Here is a 20,367-nt window from a genome sequence, read left to right on the forward strand (position 1 = left end):
CATATCCTCGCTTTCGCGGCTGGGTTCAGGCTCCGGAACGATAGGTTTCAAGCGCCGGGCCGAGCGCCTGTTTGAGCGGATCGAGATGGTCTTCGAAATGGCGCCACTGCTCGACGCCGCTCTGGTAGATGGGTTGGCGCACCTGTTCGGAGCTCGCGGTCCGCACGGCGCGCTCGGTCGTGTGAAAATCGAGACAGGCCTGTTCGAACTCCAGGCCGCAGAAATCGAGAATGCGGCGGACCTGGGTTTCCAGATCCGCCACGACATCCTCGTAGTGCACGCGCAGGATCTGTCCCGGCAACACTGCGTTCCAATGATCCATCAGTTCAACATAGCCGCGATAGTAGCGGCCGATCTCGTCAAGACCGTAGGTGAACTCCTGACCCTCGGCGAAAAGCTGTTTGAAGCCGGAGAAACAGCAGGCCATCGGTTCGCGCCGGGCATCGATGATCTTGGCATCGGGCAGGATCAGCTTGATCAGGCCGATATGCCGGAAATTGTTCGGCATCTTGTCGGTGAAGAAGGGTGCACCCTGGCGGTGGATGCGCGTATTCTCGATGTAGTCCTCGCCCAGCGTCCTGAGCTGCTCGGCCGTCAGGTCAAAGAGCACACGCGGATAATGGGTCTTGTCGGAAACCCGTTTGCGCCCGCGCAGCCGGTGCGACAACGCCAGAATGTTGGGCAGTTCCAGCGTGCCATCGACCTGGCTGTGCGACGCCAGGATCTGCTCCAGCAAGGTTGATCCCGCCCGGGGGAGACCGACGATAAAGATCGGATCGGGCGCCTCGCATCCCTTGCCGCCCTGTTTCTCGAACAGGTCGGCCGTGCACACACTCGCCTGGGCTTGCAGCTCCTCAGCCATCTGTTCGGACGTGTAGCGGGTTTGCACGCGTTTCAAGTCGTTGCCACGCTCATAATACTCGAACGCGGCGTCATACTCGCCCCGGTCCTCGAACGCCTTGCCCAATGCAAAGCAGAGATGGATCCGGTTCTGAAAGGACAGGTCCGCGCTCGCTTCCTGTTCCCGCATTGCCGCGATTTCACCGTCCGTGAAGACATAGGTCTTGAGGTTGGCGAGCGCGTAGTAGGCATCGCCATGATCGGGCTTGACGGCGAAGGCCTTGCGGTAGGAGGCAACGGCTTCGTCATGGCGCCCCATCGTCTTGAGGGCGTGACCGCGGGAGGTCAGCGTGGCCGGATCCTCCGGCAGGTGTGCCAGGATAGTGTCGAAGAGTTCCAGTGCCCGCTCGTATTCGCCCGTCTGCATGCTCTCGATGGCGAAGTGGGACTGGAAGATCGGATTTGCGGGGTCGGACTCGTAGAGGTGGCGCGCCTGTTCCAGGGCGGCCTCGAACTTCTGCCGCTTGCGCAGAACCTGGATATAATCGAGACGCAGCTGGGTATTGTCAGGCTCGAACTCGATGGCACTTTCCAGCAGAAAGTCCGCATCCTCGAGCACGCCGAAACGCGTTCCGATCTCTGCGAGCAGCCGCATGGCCTCGATATGGTGCGGTGTCTTCTGCAGGAAGGCGCGGCACAACTGTTCCGCCTTCAGGAGCTTGCCCTCATAGAGCAGGTGGGTGACCGCAACGAGTTCCTGGGGCAGGGCGGCAATGCGATCGGCCTGCCCGCGCGCCTGGCGGGCTTCCGCCTGCCGGCCCTCGGCCGCCAGTAGCTCCGCCTGGGCCCGCCAGCTGGCCAGAAGGGCCGGGTTGAACTGGCAGGCGCGCTGATAAGCCAGAAGGGCCCGGGCCGTCTCGCCACGATCGCGCAGGAGATGACCTTCTTCCTGATGCGCCCGGCCGAATTCCGGTGCTGTACGCCTGATCCGCGCAAGGTGGGCCTGGGCCTCATCCCATTGCTTGAGATAGCGGGCGCAAACCGCACTGACATAGAGCGCGTCAGTATGATCCGGATTCCCGTCGAGGATCGGACGCACGGTTTCCAGCGCGGCGTCGAACCGGCCTTCATACATCTGCGTCTGCGCCGTCTTCAGCGCCTGGACGGTCAAGTCCGGATCCTGTGACACGCGGGCTAACTCCTCACCGGTCGAAGAACGCAAGAAAGCGTCCCCGGCGTGGGGACGCTTTCCATATTGGGCCACGCTTGGCCGTGTTGTCAGGGGCTAGTACTGCACCCCAACCCGCACGCCGATCGTGCGCGGGCGGATGATCGTCACGCGCTCTCGGTCAAACACGAAATTGTTCGACAGCTCGCCACGCTCATCAGTGATGTTGTTGGCGAACAGCTCGACGGACCATTGATCGCTGGTCAGACCGGTCGTGAAGGACAGCGTGGTATAGCCGTCCACCGGCGCCTTGTTGATCTCGACGACGTCGGAGACGCTGTCGTCGGTATAAACGATCTGCGGCATTACGTGCGCCAGGAGACCGTTCTCCAGCGACCACTCGTAGCGGGCCCGGATATTGGCCTGCATGCTCGGAGCGAAGGCGAGTTCCGATCCCACGAGCACGTCGTTTGTCGGCGTGATGACCTCGGTGATCTCGGTGTCGAGCAGAGAAAAGGCGCCGGCCACCGTAAGACCTTCGATATCCGCCGGAGCCCAGGTGAACTCACCTTCCAGACCCTGGATTTCCGCGTTCGCGGCGTTATCCGAGAAGAAAAGGTTGGTGATCGACGGGTCAAAGATCGTCGTCTGCAGCCGCTCGATCTCGACGAGGAAGGCATTGCCGTTGAAACGCAGCTGGTTGTCGAACAGGTCGGTCTTCCAGCCGATCTCGTAATTGGTCACATCGTCGGTATCAAGCGCGAACGGCACGGTGTAGCCGCCGGGGCCGGCAGCACCACCCGGACGGTTCAGAAGACCCGGACGGAAGCCTTCAGACACGGTCGCATAGAACAGCGCCGTATCGGTCGGGCGCCATTCCAGCGTGCCCTTGAAAATGAAACCGTCGGTGCGCGCCGCATCCGGATTGCCGCCCGGATTGTTGGGCGCGTACTGCGCGGAAATATTCGTACCGAAGGCCTGGGCATCGGTCGTCTGGCCGAAATTGAAGAAGGACGAGTTCGCGCTGCCCTTCAGGTCGACCTCGATATCGTAATAACGGGCGCCCAGGGTAATCGAGAATTGCTCGGTAAGATCGAAGGTCGTCTCGCCGAAAAAGCCGTACTGCTCGTCTGTGCGCAGCACGTCATTGCGGAAGATCACGCCCGGCGGGAACGGCCCCGGATCGGAGAAATAGCCCGGCGACGCATTGCCGACCTCACCCGTCACCGCCGTGTTGGTCAGCGGGTAGTTCGGACCAAAGCCGACATTGCCGTTGAAGGCGACGGCCATCATCGAGCCCGGATAGGTGAAATCGTTGAGCTCGGCGACCTGCATGTCCGAGTAGAACCCGCCGAACGTCGCGCGCCAGCGACGGTCCACCGGCGTGTTGAAGCGCAGTTCCTGGGTAAAGACTTCCGTGCGCGTGTCGGAGTCCACAAACAGATTCGGCGCCTGGCACGTACCCGAGGGATCGGCCGCGCCCGGATAGGTCACGGAGCCATCGCAAATATAGTAGGGCAGATACTGGCCGACGAAGAGATAGTCGGAATAATCGACACGCTGGTCGGTCTCGCGATCCGTATAGGCCCCGGTATAGACCACTTCCAGGGCACCGAGACGGCCCTCCAGCGTCCAGCTGGTGTTGTGGAAATAGTCTTCGATCTCGTCTTCCTCGAAGCGCTGGATCTCAAGATCGCCGAGCTCCGGATCGACGAAGAACACACCTTCCGAATCCAGCTGCTGCTGCATGTGCATGACGGTCAGGGACCAGTCGGTATTGAAGTCGTACAGCGCGCTGACACGGAAACCGGAATAGGTCGTGTCGTTGAAGTCCTTCTCGAGCAGGTCGGAATTGTTCGCCTCGAGGAAGTTGACGCCCGAAAGATCGGCCGTGGACTGGAAACCGGCGCGCTGGGCGCTCACCGGCACGCCATTGGCCCGCATCGTGCCTTCCGGACGGAAACGCGCCGACTCGGACGCATCACGCGTGCCCGGCACATTGTCGATATAGCCGCCCTGATTGTCGACATAGACCACGCCGCGCAGCGCGAAATTGTCCGCGACGGGCATGTTCACGACCGCCTCGACACTGTTGCTCATTTCGCCGTTCTCGGTGAAGGAAACGGCGAAGTTGGAATAGGCGGCAAAGCCCGTCGGGTCCGGCTTGTTGGTGATCAGGCGGACGGTACCGGCCTGCGAGCTGGCCCCGTAGAGCGTGCCCTGCGGTCCCGGCAACACCTCGACCCGCGCCAGGTCGGCCGCGTAGACATCGAGATTACGTCCCGGCTGGGAGACCGGCTGCTCATCGAGATAGAGCGCCACATTCGGGGCCAGGCCCGCCACGCCGGCCGTCGTCAGGTTCGGCGTGGTCGAGGCGAGGCCGCGGATATAGATCGTCGCCTGGCCCGGGCCGCTGCCGCCGGCGGTGACGCCGGGAAGCTGCTGGAGATAGTCGGTGAAGACATCAACACCGAGTTCTTCGAGCGTCTGCTCGTTCATCGCGTTGACAGCGACCGGAATGTCCTGAGTGGAGCTCTCCCGCTTGGTCGCCGTGACGGTGATGACGTCGACCTGGGCATGAGCGGTGCCGGCGATGGACAGCGCGGCGGCGGACAGGATCGTAGTAGTGAGTGCACGTTGCTTCAGCATGACGCGGTAGCAGCCCCTCTTGTTTTGTCAGAAATAACTGGATTGAGCTGCGGTTTAATGGGTCGGCGGCCGAAAGGCCATACATGCTTTGAATTGAAATTTTTAACCCTGAGTGGAATGCTTTGCCCCCTTAAAGAAACTCATCACGCTTCCTGTTGATTTTGCCGCACTTTTCGGAAACCGTTACATGGATGTGACACTCCGGAGACAATTCATGTTTTCGGTACGATTAATGCTCACTCGTGGTAATCCGATGCACTCTAACGAGATCGCACCGAATTCGCCCGGAGGTGTTGGAATGCCGGGCAAGCAGCGATAAACGAACGAACGGCCCTTCGCGACGGTTGGAAGAATGAGCGATCACGACGAAATTCTCATTGCCCTGCGCCGGATTACGCGCGCCATCGATCTGCAGTCGAAACGACTGGTCAAGGCGACCGGCCTCACCGCGCCCCAGCTCGTCGTGATCGATACCCTGCGCAAGTCCGGCGAGCTTTCGCCAAGCGCTATTGCGCGCCGGGTCTCCCTGAGCCAGGCGACAATCACATCCATTCTCGACCGGCTGACCCAGGCAGGCCTGGTCGAAAGGGTGAAGAGCGAGACCGACAAGCGCGTCGTCCTGGCCCGGCTGACCGCAAGGGGCGAACAGGCGAGCGACAATTCTCCGGAATTGCTGCAGGCCGGTTTCCTGCGCTCATTCCGAAAGCTCCAGCCCTGGGAACAGAACATGCTGATCGCCTCGCTTCAGCGCATCGCCGAGCTGATGGATGCGGAGGAACTCGACGCCGCGCCATTCCTCGACAGCGGCGAGATCGGGCGATGACAACGACCGGGAAGGCCGGCCCGCTCGCCGGCCTGCGCGTCATGGAGCTGGCCCGGATCCTGGCCGGCCCCTGGATCGGCCAGACGCTCGCCGATCTCGGCGCCGACGTGATCAAGGTGGAAAGCCCGTCGGGCGACGATACACGCAGCTGGGGCCCGCCCTGGATCGAGCATCCCAGCGGGCGAGCGGCGGCCTACTACCACTCCTGCAATCGCGGCAAGCGGTCCATGGTGGCCGATTTCCGCAACCCGGGCGATCTGGACACGGTGAAGCGTTTGATCGACCGTGCCGATGTGGTCATCGAGAATTTCAAGCTCGGCGGGCTGGCCCGCTACGGGCTGGACTATGACAGCGTGGCAGCCCGCAATCCGCGTCTCGTCTACTGTTCGGTCACGGGCTTTGGCCAGGACGGACCCTATGCCAGGCGCGCCGGCTATGACCTGGCCATCCAGGCGATGAGCGGGGTTATGGACCTGACGGGTGAACCCGACGGCCCGCCACAGCGCCTCGGCGTCGCCTTTGCCGACGTGTTCACCGGACTTTACGGAACCATCGCCGTCCAGGCGGCTCTCGCCCAGCGCGAACGCACAGGCAAGGGGCAGCACATCGACATGGCCCTTCTGGACTCGATGATCGGCGTTCTGGGAAATCAGGCAATGAATTTCCTTGCCACGGGAACGACGCCGAGACGCATCGGCAATGCCCACCCTTCGATCGTGCCCTACCAGGAATTCCCCTGCGCCGATGGCCATATCATCATTGCCTGCGGCAACGACGCCCAGTTCGAGCGTCTGGCCCGGTTGCTGGCCCTGGACGAAAGCGAGCTCGCGGCCAACCGCACCAATGCGCAACGGGTTGAAAACCGGGAAGCGCTGGCCCCGCGCATTGCCGGCGTGCTGCGGCGGGAAACCCGCGCCCGCTGGCTCGCCGCACTCGAAGCCGAAGGCATTCCCGCCGGTCCGATCAATACGGTCGAGGAAGCCCTGGCCGATCCGCAAGCCGTCCATCGCGGCCTGACCATCGACCGCGACGGCATTCCCGGCATCCGCTCTCCGATCCGCATGTCGGGAGCCACGGTCGGAGAGACCGGGCGGTCGCCCGGCCTGGGCGAGCACACCGCGGAGATCCTGGCAGAGCTGGACGCCCGCCCCGGCGAAAACGGGGCCTAGTTGAAGGTTTCGCCCTTCGCGGCCCTGTCTTCCAGCAGCCTGGATATGTCGGGCTCGGCACCCGCCGATCTGGCGTGCACCTTCAGGCCCTCGACCACCTTGTCCAGGCCGATCGTATCCGCCCAGAACATCGGGCCGCCCGTATAGGCCGGCCAGCCATAGCCGTTGATCCAGACCGTATCGATATCGGACGCGCGCTGAGCCATGCCCTCCTCGAGGATTTTCGCCCCCTCATTGATCATCGGGAAGAGCAGCCGCTCGCGGATTTCCTGCGGGGAGAACTGGCGCTGCTCCAGGCCGGACCTCGCCGCAAACTCGGCGATCACGGCCTCCACCTCCTTCGACGGCGTGGGACGGCGGTTCTCGTCGTAATCGTAATAGCCCTTGCCCGTCTTCTGGCCGCGGCGATCGCGCTCGCACAAGACGTCGCGAATGGTCTCGCCCTTCGAATTGGCCTTGTCCCAGCCCAGGTCCAGCCCGGCCAGATCGGACATCTGGAAGGGGCCCATGGGCATCCCGAAATCGGTCAGCGCCTTGTCCACGTCCCAGGGCTTGGCGCCCTGCAGGATGATGGACTGGGCGGCACGCTGGCGGGGCGACAGCATACGATTGCCGATGAAGCCGAAACACACGCCGGCCACGACAGCGACCTTGCCGATCTTCTTGGACAGGTCCATGGCGGTCTTCAGGACGGCGGGGTCGGTCTTCTCGGCCCGCACGATCTCGAGCAGACGCATGACATTGGCCGGCGAAAAGAAGTGCAGCCCCAATACCGAACCGGGCCGCCTCGTCGCGGCCGCCATTTCGTCGATATTGAGATAGGAGGTGTTGGAGGCGAGGATGGCCCCGTCCTTCACGATCCCGTCCAGGGTGCGGAAGACCTCCTTCTTCACATCCATGTTCTCGAACACGGCCTCGATAACAAGGTCGCAATCGGCCAGGTCATTGTAATCGAGTGTGGGGGTGAGCAGGTTCATCGCGGTCCTCACCTGGGCATCGGTAAAGCGGCCCTTGGCGGCGGAGCGCTCGTAGTTCTTGCGGACAATCGAAACACCGCGGTCCAGCGCTTCCTGCTCACGCTCCACAATGGTGACGGGATAGCCCGCGGTCAGGAAATTCATCGCGATACCGCCACCCATCGTGCCGGCACCGAGAATCCCAACCTTCCTGACCGGCAATACCGGCGTGTCCTTCGGGATGTCGTCGATCTTGGCCGCCGCCCGCTCGGCAAAGAAGACATGGCGCAGGGCTTTGGACTGGGAGCCCGACACCAGGCGGGAGAAGAGCTCGCGTTCCTTCTTCACACCGTCCTCAAAGGGCAGATCGATCGCCGCCTTGACGGCTTCGATGCACGCCTCCGGAGCCTCGAACCCCTTCAGCCGGCGCATCTGGGCCTTGCGGAACTCATCGAAGAAATCGGAGTCCGAGGCGATCTCGCCGATCCGGTCGGTGCGCCTGGACGACACAGGGTGTTCGGCATTGCCGATAACCGCACGCGCATGCGCGATGCCGGATTCGACCAGGCCGTCCTCGGCAACCAGCTTGTCGACCAGTCCGATCTTCTCGGCCCTGGCGGCCGGGATCGGGTTGCCGGTGACGATCATCGGCAGCGCCTCAGCGACCCCCACAACGCGGGGAAGCCGCTGAGTACCGCCCGCGCCGGGGAGGATGCCCAGCTTGACTTCGGGCAGGCCCAGCTTGGCCGAGGCGACGGCGAGCCGGTAGTGACAACCCAGCGCGACCTCCAGACCGCCCCCCAGGGCGGTGCCATGAATGGCCGCAACGACCGGTTTTGCACTGGCTTCGATCATGTCGATGACTTCAGGCAGGGAGGGGCCGACCGGCGGCTTTCCGAATTCGGTGATGTCGGCACCGGCAAAGAAAGTCCGGCCCTCGCAGGCAATCACCACCGCCTTGATCGCATCGTCCGCGGCCGCCGCCGCCATGGCATCGGCGAGGCCGGCCCGCACGGCCTGACCCAGCGCGTTGACCGGCGGATTGTTGGACGTAACGACGAGAACCTCGCCATCCTTGCGGCTCGTGATCACGGACATCCCCTTATCTCCTTGTCCCGTTTGCGGCTCGTTCGAGCCCAGTCATATCTTGTTTCCATGGCCCGGACCGGCCCCGCAGAGATGCATACCCTGTATTCTATATCACTGGCAACAATCGCGCCCGAGCGGGCGGTAAGCTTATGCCTTGTGCCCCTTGCGGATCAACACTATCGTTCAACGAACAAAGAAAATCGCAAACCGAAAACAGGATTGCCGGGGATGGAAGAGACAAGCAAGGCGCCGGACGCGGCGGTGGCATACCAATTGCCCGAAGGCTGGCCCAAGGCGTCGCTGGACCAGATCCAGGCCGCGCTGTGCGCACCCGGTGCACGTTTCGAGATGGAGACGGTTGACATCAGGGGTGTTCCCACACGTGTGTGGAAGAACGCCCTGCCCAGCCTTCCGGATCTGGCGCGCCATGCGCGCAGCCATGGCGACCGCCTTTTTACCATCTATGAAGACGAGCGGGTCTCGTATGAAGACTGGCTCCGGGCCACGGCGGCACTCGCAGCCGATCTGCAGGCGCGGGGAATTCGCAAGGGCGACCGCGTCGCACTGACCATGCGCAATCTGCCGGAATGGCCGGTGGTGTTCTTTGCTGTGACCAGCCTGGGCGCCATCGTCGTGCCCTTGAATGCCTGGTGGACCGCTCCGGAACTGGCCTATGCGCTCAAGGATTCCGGTGCCCGGGCCGTCGTTTGCGACGCCGAACGCTGGGAACGCATCGGCCCGTCCCTCGATACGCTGTCCTCGCTAGAACATGCCCTGGTCTGCCGGTCGGAAACCCCTCTGGCCGCCCCGGCCCACCGCCTTGAAGACATTATCGGCGATCCCAGGCATTACAGCGCCTTGCGCGACACCGACCTGCCGGAGATCGATATCCAGCCCGAGGATCCGGCAACCATCTTCTACACCTCGGGCACAACGGGTCATCCCAAGGGCGCGCTCGGAACCCATCGCAACATTCTCACCAATATCCTGTCCTCGGCCTATGGCGCGGCGCGCTCGTTTGCACGGCGCGGCGAGCTGCCGCCCGCGCCGACGCCAAAGACCATGCTGACCGTGATTCCGCTATTCCATGTAACCGCCTGCAATGCAGGCCTGATGGGCGCCGTCTTTGCCGGCAACACCATGGTTTTCATGCACAAATGGGACCCGGTTAAAGCGTTCCAGATCATTGAGAGGGAACGGGTCAACGTCACCGGCGGCGTTCCCACCATCGCCTGGCAACTGATCGAGCATCCCGACCGGGAACGGTACGACCTGTCCTCGCTGGAGGCGATTGCCTATGGCGGTGCACCGTCGGCGCCGGACCTGGTACGCAAGATCCATTCGGTGTTCGGCGCCCTTCCGGGCAATGGCTGGGGCATGACCGAGACCTCGGCAACGGTGACCAGCCATTCTTCCGAGGATTATCTCAATCGGCCGGACAGTTGCGGCCCGCCGGTTCCGGTTTCCGATCTGAAGATCATGAGCCCGGACGGGAGCCGGGAACTGCCGGCCGGAGAGGTGGGCGAGCTTTGGGCCAAAGGGCCTCAAATCGTTGCAGAATACTGGAACAATCCGAAAGCCACCGCCGAAACTTTCATGGATGGGTGGATCCGGACCGGGGATCTCGCTCGACTGGACGACGAGGGTTTTTGCTACATCGTCGACCGCGCCAAGGACATCATCATCCGGGGCGGCGAGAACATCTATTCCAGCGAGGTGGAGAATATTCTCTACGATCATCCGGCCGTTACAGATGCCGCCCTGATCGGCATTCCGCACCGCACGCTGGGCGAACAGCCAGCGGCCGTCGTGCACCTGGCGCCCAGCCGGAATGCTACCGAAGCCGAACTGCGGGACTGGGTACGGCAGCACCTTGCCGCCTTCAAAGTGCCTGTGAAAATCCTGTTTTCCGACGACACGCTGCCGCGCAATGCCAACGGCAAGATCCTCAAGAACGAACTGAAACCGCTATTCGCCGAATGGACCGACGACAGACAGACGGCCTGACCGGCCGCATCACGGGAAGAGGGAAAGACTGTCATGAGCATGATCGCGACTCTGATACTGGCCGGCATGAGCGGCCTCGCCCAACCAGGCGAATATACGCCGCCAGACTATGACGCGGCGGAAAACTGGTTGTGCCGGCCCGGGCGGGAAGATGCCTGCGATATCGACCTCGACACCACGATTGTTCATGCCGACGGATCGACGGAAACGGAGACATTCGTCGCGGCCGAGGATCCGGCGGTAGATTGCTTTTATGTCTATCCCACGGTTTCCAATGATCCGGGCGTCAACAGCGACTTGGCTGCCAACGACGAGGAATACCGGGTCATCGCAGCCCAGTTTGCCCGCTTCGGCTCGGTCTGCCGCACCTTTGCACCGATGTACCGGCAGATCACGTTGACGGCTCTGCGCGCCATGATGACCGGTGAAGGCCAGATCTTGCCGCAGAACGGCGCCCTGGCCTATCTCGATGTCCAGGCGGCCTTCCAGCACTATCTGGATCGTGACAATGACGGGCGCCCCTTCGTGCTGATCGGCCACTCCCAGGGTGCACGCATGCTGGAACAGCTCGTCGCGCGGGTCGTGGACGGCCAGCCGGTCCAGGAGCGCATGCTCTCGGCCATGCTGATCGGCTACAATCTCACTACTCCCGAGGGCGAGACTGCCGGCGGTTCCTTCCAACATATTCCGACCTGCGAAGGCCCGGACCAGACGGGGTGCGTCATCGGGTATGTCACCTTCCGCGCCGATGCCCCGCCGCCGGAGAATTCCCGCTTCGGCAAGGTTGCCGAGGACGGTCTGGACGTGATGTGCACCAATCCGGCCGATCTCGCCGGTAATTCGGACGCCCCACTCGGCGCCTATCTGGCCACGCGCGGCGCCTTCACATCGTCCGCCGAGGCTGGACCCTGGGTGGAGGGCGGCCCCGAGGTGGAAACGGATTATGTCCGCGTGCCCGGGCTTTTGACCGGCCAGTGCATCCATGACGATGCCGGCCACTACTTCTCCGTGACCGTCCATGGCGATCCGTCCGATCCGCGCACCGACGACATTGTGGGCGATGTGGTCAGCAATGGTGAAACCCTCCCCGACTGGGGCCTGCACCTGCTGGATGTGGGCATCGCCCAGGCGGAGCTGATCGGCCTGGTCGAAAGCCAAGCCGCAGCCTACGGGGATTAGCCCGCTCTCCCCGACGTGCGTTGGTAAGGAAAAGCCCTGCCCTATTTGAAGATCGCGACGCTCTGCATGCCCGTGAGCACCGGTTTGCCATCGGCATTCCACAGGGCCATTTTCTGGCTCGACGAGCCGCCCCGGGCGTAGTCCGCCGTGGTGCGGGAGAGCCACCAGCCGTCGGACGTAGCGGGCTGAGGCATCAGGAGATTCACCATCCAGGTCATGGAACTGATCGGACCGGGGCCATCGAACAGGGCCATGGCGGCCGGCGGCAGGGCGTCGCCGACGGCCATCAGCTCGACCATGGGATGCAGGCCGTCGCGCTGCTTCAGCCGCACCCAGCGCAGGAAGTCCGGTGTATCACGCTCACCGACCGGCAAGGCATGGCGATATTCCAGATTGTTGGTGAAGAATTTCGGATCCGGATGGTTCATGGCCGGCGCCGCCTCGGCATAGGGCGGCGCATCCGGCAGCGCCTCGTCGGCATAGTCGATGCTCGACTCGAGCTCCAGCATGAAGACGAACAGGGCTTTAAGGCCCAGCTTTCCACCTCCGAACACCTCGACCTCGATATAGGCGGCCGTGCGGCCCCGGCGCAAAAGGCGCGTTTCGGCCTGCACTTCGCCGGCCAGCGGACCGATAAAGGCGATCTGCGCCGATCGAAGCGGTGGCAGGTCCGGCTCGCAGCGCATGGCTGCTTCCAGCGCCAGCGCCGCACTGAGCCCGCCATAGGCGGTACGGCCCTGCATCCAGGTATCGGGGAGGGTCGCCGCGAGGGTGTTCTCCCCCCATTCGGCCGATTTCAGGATATCAACAAGGCTCACTCTGGCGGGATCTCCGAGGCTATGGCTTCCGCCTTTTCAAACAGGGCCGGGTCGATCGACAGACCGGAGGCCGCGGCATTGGCCGCCAATTGTTCCGGCCGGCTGACACCGACGATGGCGGCGGCCACATTCGGCTCGCGCAACACCCAGGCCAGCGCGAACTGCGCCATCGACACACCGGCCTCCTCGGCCAGCGGCTGCATGCGGTGCACGGCCTCGATCACTTCGGGCCGCGTCCAGTGGTTGATGCGTTCGCCCATGGTCTCGTGCGCCGCACGGCTGTCGGCCGGGGGCGCCTGCCCGGGCAGGTATTTGCCGCTCAGCACACCCTGGGCCAGCGGTGACCAGACCACCTGGGAAATGCCGTTGGCGGCACACAGCGGAATGACCTTGCCTTCCGGGCGCCGCCAGAGCAGTGAATATTGCGGCTGGCTGGAGATGAATTTCTCCACCCCTGCCAGATCCAGCGCGTCCTGGATGTGCTGCGGCGACCATTCGGAAAACCCGATATAGCGCACCTTGCCGGACTTCACCGCCGCAGTCAGCGCCGCCATAGTCTCTTCCAGCGGCGTGTTCTTGTCGTAGCGGTGGCACTGATAGAGATCGACATAGTCGGTGTTCAGGCGTTTCAGCGAGGCATCGAGCTGTTTCTCGATCTGCTCCTTCGACAGTCCGTACTCGCCCCCCTCCATCGGGAAAAAGACCTTGGTGCCCAGAATGTAGCTGCCGCGCGGCCGGTCCTTCAGGGCCGCGCCAAGCAGGCTTTCCGCCGCACCCGTGCCATAGACATTCGCCGTGTCGATGAAATTGATGCCCAGGTCGAAGGCCGCATCCAGGCTGGCGACGGCTTTCTCACGCTCGATGCCCACGCCGAAGGTGAGCCAGGTGCCCAGGGCGATCTCCGAGACCTTCAGGTCGCTGGAACCGAGTTGCCGGTATTGCATGGATCACAACCCCCTGATCATCAATGAGACGGTTTTGGCACCTGCCTCCCTGTCCGCCGATATGGCACGGTATTCGGGCCCTTCAAGGAAGTCCCGGGCCTCCTGCGCGCTTTCGAAGGCCAGCACCACCACCTTGTCACCCGACCAGTCCCCGCCCAGCACCACGGGCGCCTCGTCGGCGGCGAGCACGCGGATACCGCGCTCCATGAAGAGTTTCGTGGCTGCCTTCTGGTAGACGCGATAGCGGGTCTCGTCGGTAAACTCGACCTGGGCGATCACATAGACGGTCATATCGTCGATCCTCCATCGACCACGATCATCTGGCCGTTGACATAGGCTCCGGCATCGGAGGCCAGGAAAACCGCCGCACCGGCGAGATCGCGCGGCTCACCCATGCGCCGCATCGGGTGGCTGGTGTTGAAGGCCTTTTCAGCATCCGGGTTTTCCCACAGTGCACGGGCAAAATCGGTGCGGATGAGGCCCGGCGCAATGCAATTGGTGCGCACATTGTGCTGGCCGTACTCCACGGCGTAGTTGCGGGCGAGCTGGAAGTCGGCCGCCTTGGAGATGTTGTAGGCCCCGATCGTCGGCGAGCCGCGCAGGCCGCCGATCGAGGAGACCACGATCAGCGCACCCCGCCTGCGCTCGATCATGTCGGGCAGAACCATCTGCATCAGCCAGTGATTGGACAGGATGTTGTTGTCCAGGATCTTGCGGAACTGGTCGTCGGAAATACCGCCGATCGGCCCGTAATAGGGGTTGGATGCGGCATTGCACACACAGATGTCGGCCGGACCCAGGCGTTCGCTTGTCCTGGACACCAGCGCCTGCAGCTCCTCCTTCTCCGAGATCGAAGCCGGAATGGCGATCGCCTTGCCCGCGCCTTTCGCATTGATCGTCTCGGCCACCTCTTCGCAGGCCGGGGCCTTGCGGCTCGAGATCACGACATTGGCGCCATGGGCGGCATATTCCTCGGCGATCGCCCGGCCGATCCCCCGCGAGGACCCGGTAATGATGGCGGTGCGCCCTTCCAGGCTGAACAGGGACATGTCGCGCCTCTCCTTGTCTTGGCTATTTCGCGCCCGCCTTGCGGGCGAAATCCCAGGCCGCTTCGGCCAGCGGCACAACGCGCGCGGCCGCCGCCTCCGCCTTGTCGCTGGAGGCATTGCCGTCGATGATGCGTTTCCGGATACCCTGAAGAATGCCCACCAGCCGGAACAGGTTGTAGGCGAAGTACCAGTCCAGGCCGGGCAGCGTGTCGCGCCCGGTCAGTTCGCAATAGAGCCCGACCGTCTCATCAAGACCGGGAATTCCGGTGGCCGCGAAATCGACACCCAGCAGGCCGGACCCTCCGCCTCCCGCCGGCAGCGCCCATTGCATGGCGAGGTAGGTGAAATCGGCCAGCGGGTCGCCCAGGGTCGACAATTCCCAGTCCAGCACGGCCAGAATGCGCGGGCCTTCGGGTTCGAACAGGGCATTGTCGATGCGGTAATCGCCGTGAATGATCGCCGTCCGCGTCTGCTCCGGCACGGTGCGCGGCAGATAGTCGATCAGGTTTTCGACCTGCGGGATAGCCTCGGTCTGCGAGGCCCTGTACTGCTTGGTCCAGCGCCCGACCTGGCGTTCGAAATAATTCCCCGGCCGGCCATAGCCGGCAAGGCCGACGGAGGCCGGTTCTATAGTGTGCAGCCGTGCAAGGGTCTGCGTGAGCTGCGTATACATCGAGCGGCGGGCTTCGGGCGTTTCCTCCGGCAGCGTGCCATCGGCCAGCGAACGGCCAGCGACGAATTCCATCACATAGAACATGGAGCCGATCACACTGTCGTCCTTGCACAGTGCACAGGGCCGGGCGACAGGGAAGCCGGTGGGATGCAGAGCCGAGATCAGCCGGTATTCGCGGTCCACCGCATGCGCGGATGGCAGCACGGGACCGAAGGGCTTGCGGCGCAACACATAGGACCCGCGGGCGGTGTCGAGCCGGTAGGTCGGATTGGACTGGCCGCCGGGGAATTTGTGCAGCGAGACCGGCCCTTCCAGCCCGTCGATCGCGCCGGAGAGCCAGGCTTCCAGCCGGTCCATATCGAAATCTTCGCTGCGCGCCTTGGTTCGAGCATCCGCATCCATAGGCTCGTTTCCACCCCCGTTGCACCGGTCCGGCCGGATTCGACGGGACGCTACAACATACTACATATTCGGTAAATGTTTATATCGTGCGCGTTCCAGCCACACACTTATCCGCAAACCGTTTGATTTAACGGCAATATTACTGGATATCGGATTCACCACTTATTTCCATACCGTTTCTGCTATGATGCATAGACGGAAGGAGAAGCAGATCAGTTCGCCGTTTGCGTGACGATACCGGCGAACTCTGCTAAGCGAATGATATGAATGCGACTCCCAAAGCCATGGACAGCGCCAAGACGCGCCGGTTCCAGCAAAAGCGCGAGATGATCCTCGACGCCGCCGCGACCCTGATCAACCGGCACGGCGTGCGCGGCATGACGTTTGTCGACGTGGCGCAGTTGGTCGATCTCAACACGACCAGCATCACCTATTATTTCAAGCGCAAGGAATTGCTGGCGGCGGCCGTGCTCGAGCGTTCGCTGGAGCGGATCGAGGCCCTGATCGAGGAGGCCGGGCGCGGCCGGACCCCGCAGGAGCGGATCGAACGCTACATCCGGTTGACCTTCGACCTTCAGGCCTCGATCAATTCGGACGACGAGCGCCCGATCGCGGTGCTTTCGGACATCCGCGCCCTCAACGAGCCGTACAACAGCGATCTGACGGCCCGCTATGTCCAGGTCTTCCGCAAGCTTCGCACCTTCTTCGACGCTCCGCGCAATGAGGACGAAAAAGTGCTGGGCACGATCCGGGCCCATGTCCTGGTGCAGAACATGTTCTGGCTGCCGGCCTGGATCACCCAGTATTCCGCCGGCGATTATCCCCGGGTCTGCGGGCGCATGATCGAACTGTTCGAGACCGGATTCGCGCCCAAGGGCGCGGCCTGGACGCCGAAGCTTCTGCCAATCGACGAATCCTCGCTCAAGGTCGGCATCGAAGGCATGCCCGGCAATTTTGCCCGCGCGGCCACCTTCCTGATCAATGAACGCGGCTATCGCGGCGCTTCGGTCGAGCAGATCGCCTCGGAACTCAATGTCACCAAGGGCAGCTTCTATCACCATCTCGAGGCCAAGGACGAGCTGGTTCTGGAGTGCTTCCGCCGCGCCTATGGCCGGGTCTCGCTGGTCCAGCGCGCCGCGACCAAGGCCGGCGGCAATCAGTGGCAGCAGGTTTGCTCCTCTATCGCCACACTCCTGAACGTCCAGCTCTACAGCGAGTTCCCGCTGCTGCGCACAACCGCCCTGCAAGCCCTGCCGACCGAGCTGCGCGACGATGTCATCGAGCGCTCCAACCGCATGGCCCGCCGCTTTGCCGGCATGATGATCGACGGCATCACCGAAGGCTCGATCAAGGCCATCGACCCGCTGATCGCCTCGCAGGCCCTGATGGGTGCCCTCAACTCGGCCTACGACCTGCGCAACTGGATCCAGCGCGTGCCGCCGGAGAAGGCCTTTGCCTTCTACGGCTCGACACTCGCCTATGGCCTGTTCGCGGACCCGCCCAGGCCCTATCTCGGCTGATCCGGCACAAAAAAGAGGCCCCGACCGGCGGTCGGGGCCTTTCTCGTGAGTACACTCGTCAGCCTAGAACTCGGAACTGAAGCCGACGCGGAACATCCGGCCAAGCGGATTTCCGGTGAAGGGATCGTAGTTGTAGTCCAGACGGGCCAGCGGCGGTTCCTCATCGGTGATGTTGAGCGCCGTGACAGTGAAGGTCGTGGCCTCGCCGAAGTGGTAGCGCAGGTTGATGTCCGTGGTGACCTGGCTGTCGATCGTCGCACCCTGCATCAGGACCGGGTTTCCGGCGATGTAGGGGTTGGGAGCGAACGGACCGGTGCCTGCATCGGCCCGCTGATCGCGATAGCTGTCGATATAGTTCACCGTCAGACGGGCATCGAAGCTGGCGCGCGTGAATTCCAGAAAGCCCCGCGCCTTCCATTCCGGCACCGGATAGGCCGTAGTCTGGAAATTCAGGAATCCAACCCCGTCGAACCCGTCCTGAACCTGAATGCCCTCGACGGTTTCCGGACCCAGCTCGTTGCCGAGCATGTAGGTGGCAGTGATACCGCCATTGAGGTCGCCGCCGGCGAAGTCGCCGAAGTCGTAGTTCAGGATGAAGTCGATGCCCGAGCTGGTCAGGCTGCCGCCATTGACCCAGCCCGTACGCACACGGGAGATATTCCCCACGGCGCAGGTCCCCGCCCCCGGAACGCCACCGCCATCATTGAACTGGAAACGCTCGCGCAGGCCGTCAAAGGATGGGTCGGTGCAGTTCGAAGGATCGGCAAACATGGTAGCGACCATGCCTGACAGCGGTTCCGACGTGATCGTGTCCTCGATCTCGTAGCGGAAATAGTCGACGCTGGCCGTGAACGGACCGTTGTCGATCAACAGGCCGACCGAGTAGTTGGTGGCCGTTTCCGGTGCCAGATTCGGATTGCCGAATACATCCACGGGACGGAAGCTCGACGCGATCACCTGCAGCGAGGTCACATTGCGGTCAGCCAGCTGCTGGGCCGGCGGGCCGCGGAAGGTAGTCGCCACCGAACCGCGCAGGGCAAAGGTGTCGTTGAGCTGCCAGCGGGCCGTGACCTTCGGGTCGAAGGTCGAGCCCGTGCCCCCGCCATAATCCTCGTAGCGAGCGGCCAGCTGGACGTTGAAATCGTCCGTCACCGGCAATTGCAGCTCGCCGAAGATGGCATAGACGTCGTTATCGGCTTCCGCATCGGCATTCGTGCCCAGGAAAGCCAGGGCGCCATTGGCCGGGTTACACGTCGTATTGCCGTTGACCGGCGTGTCGCGGCACGGATTGACGGCAATATTGTTGTTGGGGCCGTAGGTCGCCGCGAACGTATTCTGGCGGTATTGCGCGCCGAGACCATAGAGCACCGGTCCGCCGGCCAGTTCCCAACCGGTTTCGCCGCTGAGGGTGGCGTCGAACACGAACAGTTCGGTTTCCGGGAAGGACCAGGACTGGACGAAGAACCAGTCGATCAGTTCGGCACTGTTCTGGTTCGGCTCGTCGCCGGGACGCTCCACGCCGGTGACCGGATTGCGCGGGGCCTGGTTGCCGAACGGGTTCAGCCACATGCAGCCTCCGGTGCCCGGCGCGCCGGCGAACGGCGTACAATTCGGGCCGCCATAGCCATGCAGGGCCAGCTGAACGCGGTCGCCGAACGAATCTTTGCCGTCGAAATAGCGTTCGAACTTGTGATAGGTCAGCGCCATGTTGAACTGGCTGGTATCGCTGATGTCGAAACTCAGCCCGGTAGAGACGCGGAACGACTCGTTCTCGCGGCGCCCCAGGCCTGAACCCAGCTCGTTTCCGGCATCCCGTAGTGCCGGATTGCCACCGGCCAGCATCGGCCGGAACAACAGGGTGGGGAACAGGGTGGCGACGGTTCCGGCCGGAACGATGCCCGGGTTTTCGGTGACCATCTGGATGAAGCCCGGATTGTTGCCCGGAACGATAAAGCCGCTGGGCGACCCACCCACCGACGCCGACGGCGGCTGGGTCAGCAGATAGGTCGGCGAGCTGCGATAGCGCGGGACTTCATCATTGCCGTAGAGCAGGCTGAGATCCCAGGTCACCGTGTCCGACAGGTCGAGTTCGAACTGGCCGAAGAGCTGGTAGCGGTCCTCGTCTTCCACCAGGGCGTCGAAGCCGGTGTATTGCGTCCGGCACCAGCCCGCCGCCGTGACATAGCCGCCGAGCACTTCGCAGTCCGGGTCGGCGCGCAGACCGCCGATCGGCGCGACACCCACACCGGGAATGACACCGAGCGGCAGGAAGGTCGCCGGATTGCCGCCGCCGGTCCAGCCGCCCTCGGGATTTTCCTCGAAGGGCCGAACCGCATAGTCGCGGTCCATGGCCAGGAGTTCGGAACGGTGCTGGAAGCCCGCCGCCAGCAGCATGCGGAAATTGTCGGTCTGATGGCCGAAACTGCCATGCAGGGTGTAGTCGCCATCGCTGTCGGAAATGAAGGTGTAGTCTCCCCCGATACGGAAACCTTCCTGATCCGAGCGCGTGATGAAGTTGACCACACCGCCGACGGCGTCGGAGCCGTAGATCGCCGCCGCGCCGTCCTTGAGAATCTCGACGCGCCCGATGGCCGCGTGCGGCAACAGGTTTACGTCGACGAAGGGAACCCCCGTGCCCGCGGGCACCAGCCGGCGATTGTTGAGCAGGACCAGGGTGCGCTGCGGGCTAAGACCGCGCAGGTTCACCGACGCCATGCCCTCGGTCGCCTGCGAGCGGCTGTCGAACTGGTTGGTGTCCCCAATGACGCCGCTGGATACCGGCAGCGCCTTGATCAGTTCCACGGGCGAGGGATTGCCCAACCGGGCGAGTTCTTCCGCCGACAGCACGTCGACTGGAAGCGCCGCATCCTCGGGCGTCCCCTGAATTACGGAACCGGTGACGATGATCACATCCTCGGCCTGACGCCCCCGGGCGTCGTCTTGCGCCGACACCTGGGCGCCCAAGCCCGCAGTCAGCGCAAGGGCTGTCAGCGCGCTGCTCGCACGCATAAGTCCCTTCACAGTCATAATCTCCTCCCAGACTGATGCGGCTGTTTGGTTTTTTTACATACCGCATATTCG

General features: G+C 63.2%; 14 protein-coding genes. 5 read left to right on the plus strand and 9 right to left on the minus strand.

Annotated features, from left to right (window positions below; all coding sequences use genetic code 11):
• Positions 1 to 25 precede the first annotated feature (25 nt).
• Both Q1U94_RS02990 and Q1U94_RS02995 read right to left on the minus strand, forming a co-directional pair.
• The gene (locus tag Q1U94_RS02990; RefSeq protein WP_300541792.1) at positions 26 to 2,029 is read right to left on the minus strand and encodes a tetratricopeptide repeat-containing sulfotransferase family protein; all 2,004 of its coding nucleotides are present in this window, start codon (positions 2,027 to 2,029) and stop codon (positions 26 to 28) included.
• A 96-nt stretch (positions 2,030 to 2,125) separates the two neighbouring features.
• A complete protein-coding gene (locus tag Q1U94_RS02995) occupies positions 2,126 to 4,657 on the minus strand; it encodes a TonB-dependent receptor (protein ID WP_300541794.1) in 2,532 nt (843 codons plus the stop codon).
• Between the two features lie 352 nt (positions 4,658 to 5,009).
• Between Q1U94_RS02995 and Q1U94_RS03000 the strand changes: the two genes are divergently transcribed.
• Together Q1U94_RS03000 and Q1U94_RS03005 are read left to right on the plus strand one after the other, a co-directional pair.
• Positions 5,010 to 5,480, plus strand: coding sequence for a MarR family transcriptional regulator (locus tag Q1U94_RS03000; protein WP_300541796.1), 471 nt, complete (start codon positions 5,010 to 5,012; stop codon positions 5,478 to 5,480).
• The gene (locus Q1U94_RS03005; protein WP_300541798.1) at positions 5,477 to 6,649 is read left to right on the plus strand and encodes a CaiB/BaiF CoA-transferase family protein; all 1,173 of its coding nucleotides are present in this window, start codon (positions 5,477 to 5,479) and stop codon (positions 6,647 to 6,649) included. Before Q1U94_RS03000 ends, Q1U94_RS03005 begins: the two co-directional genes overlap by 4 nt.
• Here Q1U94_RS03005 and Q1U94_RS03010 read toward each other — a convergent pair.
• Complete coding sequence (locus tag Q1U94_RS03010) at positions 6,646 to 8,703, minus strand: 3-hydroxyacyl-CoA dehydrogenase NAD-binding domain-containing protein (protein WP_300541800.1); 2,058 nt, start codon at positions 8,701 to 8,703, stop codon at positions 6,646 to 6,648. The genes Q1U94_RS03005 and Q1U94_RS03010 overlap by 4 nt on opposite strands.
• Before the next feature lie 219 nt (positions 8,704 to 8,922).
• Here Q1U94_RS03010 and Q1U94_RS03015 point away from each other — a divergent pair, with 219 nt between their 5' ends.
• Both Q1U94_RS03015 and Q1U94_RS03020 read left to right on the plus strand, forming a co-directional pair.
• Positions 8,923 to 10,701: a class I adenylate-forming enzyme family protein gene (locus Q1U94_RS03015; RefSeq protein WP_300541802.1), complete on the plus strand. Its 1,779-nt coding sequence runs from the start codon at positions 8,923 to 8,925 to the stop codon at positions 10,699 to 10,701.
• Between the two features lie 33 nt (positions 10,702 to 10,734).
• Positions 10,735 to 11,880: a DUF3089 domain-containing protein gene (locus Q1U94_RS03020; RefSeq protein WP_300541804.1), complete on the plus strand. Its 1,146-nt coding sequence runs from the start codon at positions 10,735 to 10,737 to the stop codon at positions 11,878 to 11,880.
• Between the two features lie 41 nt (positions 11,881 to 11,921).
• Here Q1U94_RS03020 and Q1U94_RS03025 read toward each other — a convergent pair whose 3' ends face one another.
• The 5 genes from Q1U94_RS03025 to Q1U94_RS03045 are packed head-to-tail and all read right to left on the minus strand — an operon-like array spanning position 11,922 to position 15,766.
• Complete coding sequence (locus Q1U94_RS03025) at positions 11,922 to 12,698, minus strand: thioesterase family protein (RefSeq protein ID WP_300541806.1); 777 nt, start codon at positions 12,696 to 12,698, stop codon at positions 11,922 to 11,924.
• On the minus strand, positions 12,695 to 13,642 hold the full coding sequence (locus Q1U94_RS03030; RefSeq protein ID WP_300541808.1) for an aldo/keto reductase family protein: 948 nt from the start codon (positions 13,640 to 13,642) through the stop codon (positions 12,695 to 12,697). The genes Q1U94_RS03025 and Q1U94_RS03030 overlap by 4 nt, the downstream gene beginning before the upstream one ends.
• 3 nt (positions 13,643 to 13,645) lie before the next feature.
• Entirely contained in the window at positions 13,646 to 13,933 is a 288-nt protein-coding gene (locus Q1U94_RS03035) for a DUF1330 domain-containing protein (protein WP_300541810.1), read from the minus strand.
• Positions 13,930 to 14,691 carry an SDR family NAD(P)-dependent oxidoreductase gene (locus Q1U94_RS03040; RefSeq protein WP_300541812.1) on the minus strand — a complete coding sequence of 254 codons (762 nt, stop codon included), beginning with the start codon at positions 14,689 to 14,691 and terminating at the stop codon, positions 13,930 to 13,932. The genes Q1U94_RS03035 and Q1U94_RS03040 overlap by 4 nt, the downstream gene beginning before the upstream one ends.
• A 22-nt stretch (positions 14,692 to 14,713) precedes the next feature.
• Positions 14,714 to 15,766 carry a phosphotransferase family protein gene (locus tag Q1U94_RS03045; protein ID WP_300541814.1) on the minus strand — a complete coding sequence of 351 codons (1,053 nt, stop codon included), beginning with the start codon at positions 15,764 to 15,766 and terminating at the stop codon, positions 14,714 to 14,716.
• Between the two features lie 263 nt (positions 15,767 to 16,029).
• Here Q1U94_RS03045 and Q1U94_RS03050 point away from each other — a divergent pair, with 263 nt between their 5' ends.
• A complete protein-coding gene (locus Q1U94_RS03050; RefSeq protein WP_300541816.1) occupies positions 16,030 to 17,286 on the plus strand; it encodes a TetR/AcrR family transcriptional regulator in 1,257 nt (418 codons plus the stop codon).
• A gap of 63 nt (positions 17,287 to 17,349) precedes the next feature.
• On the opposite strand, the gene Q1U94_RS03055 is transcribed toward Q1U94_RS03050, so the two are convergent.
• On the minus strand, positions 17,350 to 20,295 hold the full coding sequence (locus tag Q1U94_RS03055; protein WP_300541818.1) for a TonB-dependent receptor: 2,946 nt from the start codon (positions 20,293 to 20,295) through the stop codon (positions 17,350 to 17,352).
• Positions 20,296 to 20,367: the final 72 nt, after the last annotated feature.

It is taken from the genome of Maricaulis sp., assembly GCF_030149515.1.
GTDB lineage: Bacteria > Pseudomonadota > Alphaproteobacteria > Caulobacterales > Maricaulaceae > Maricaulis.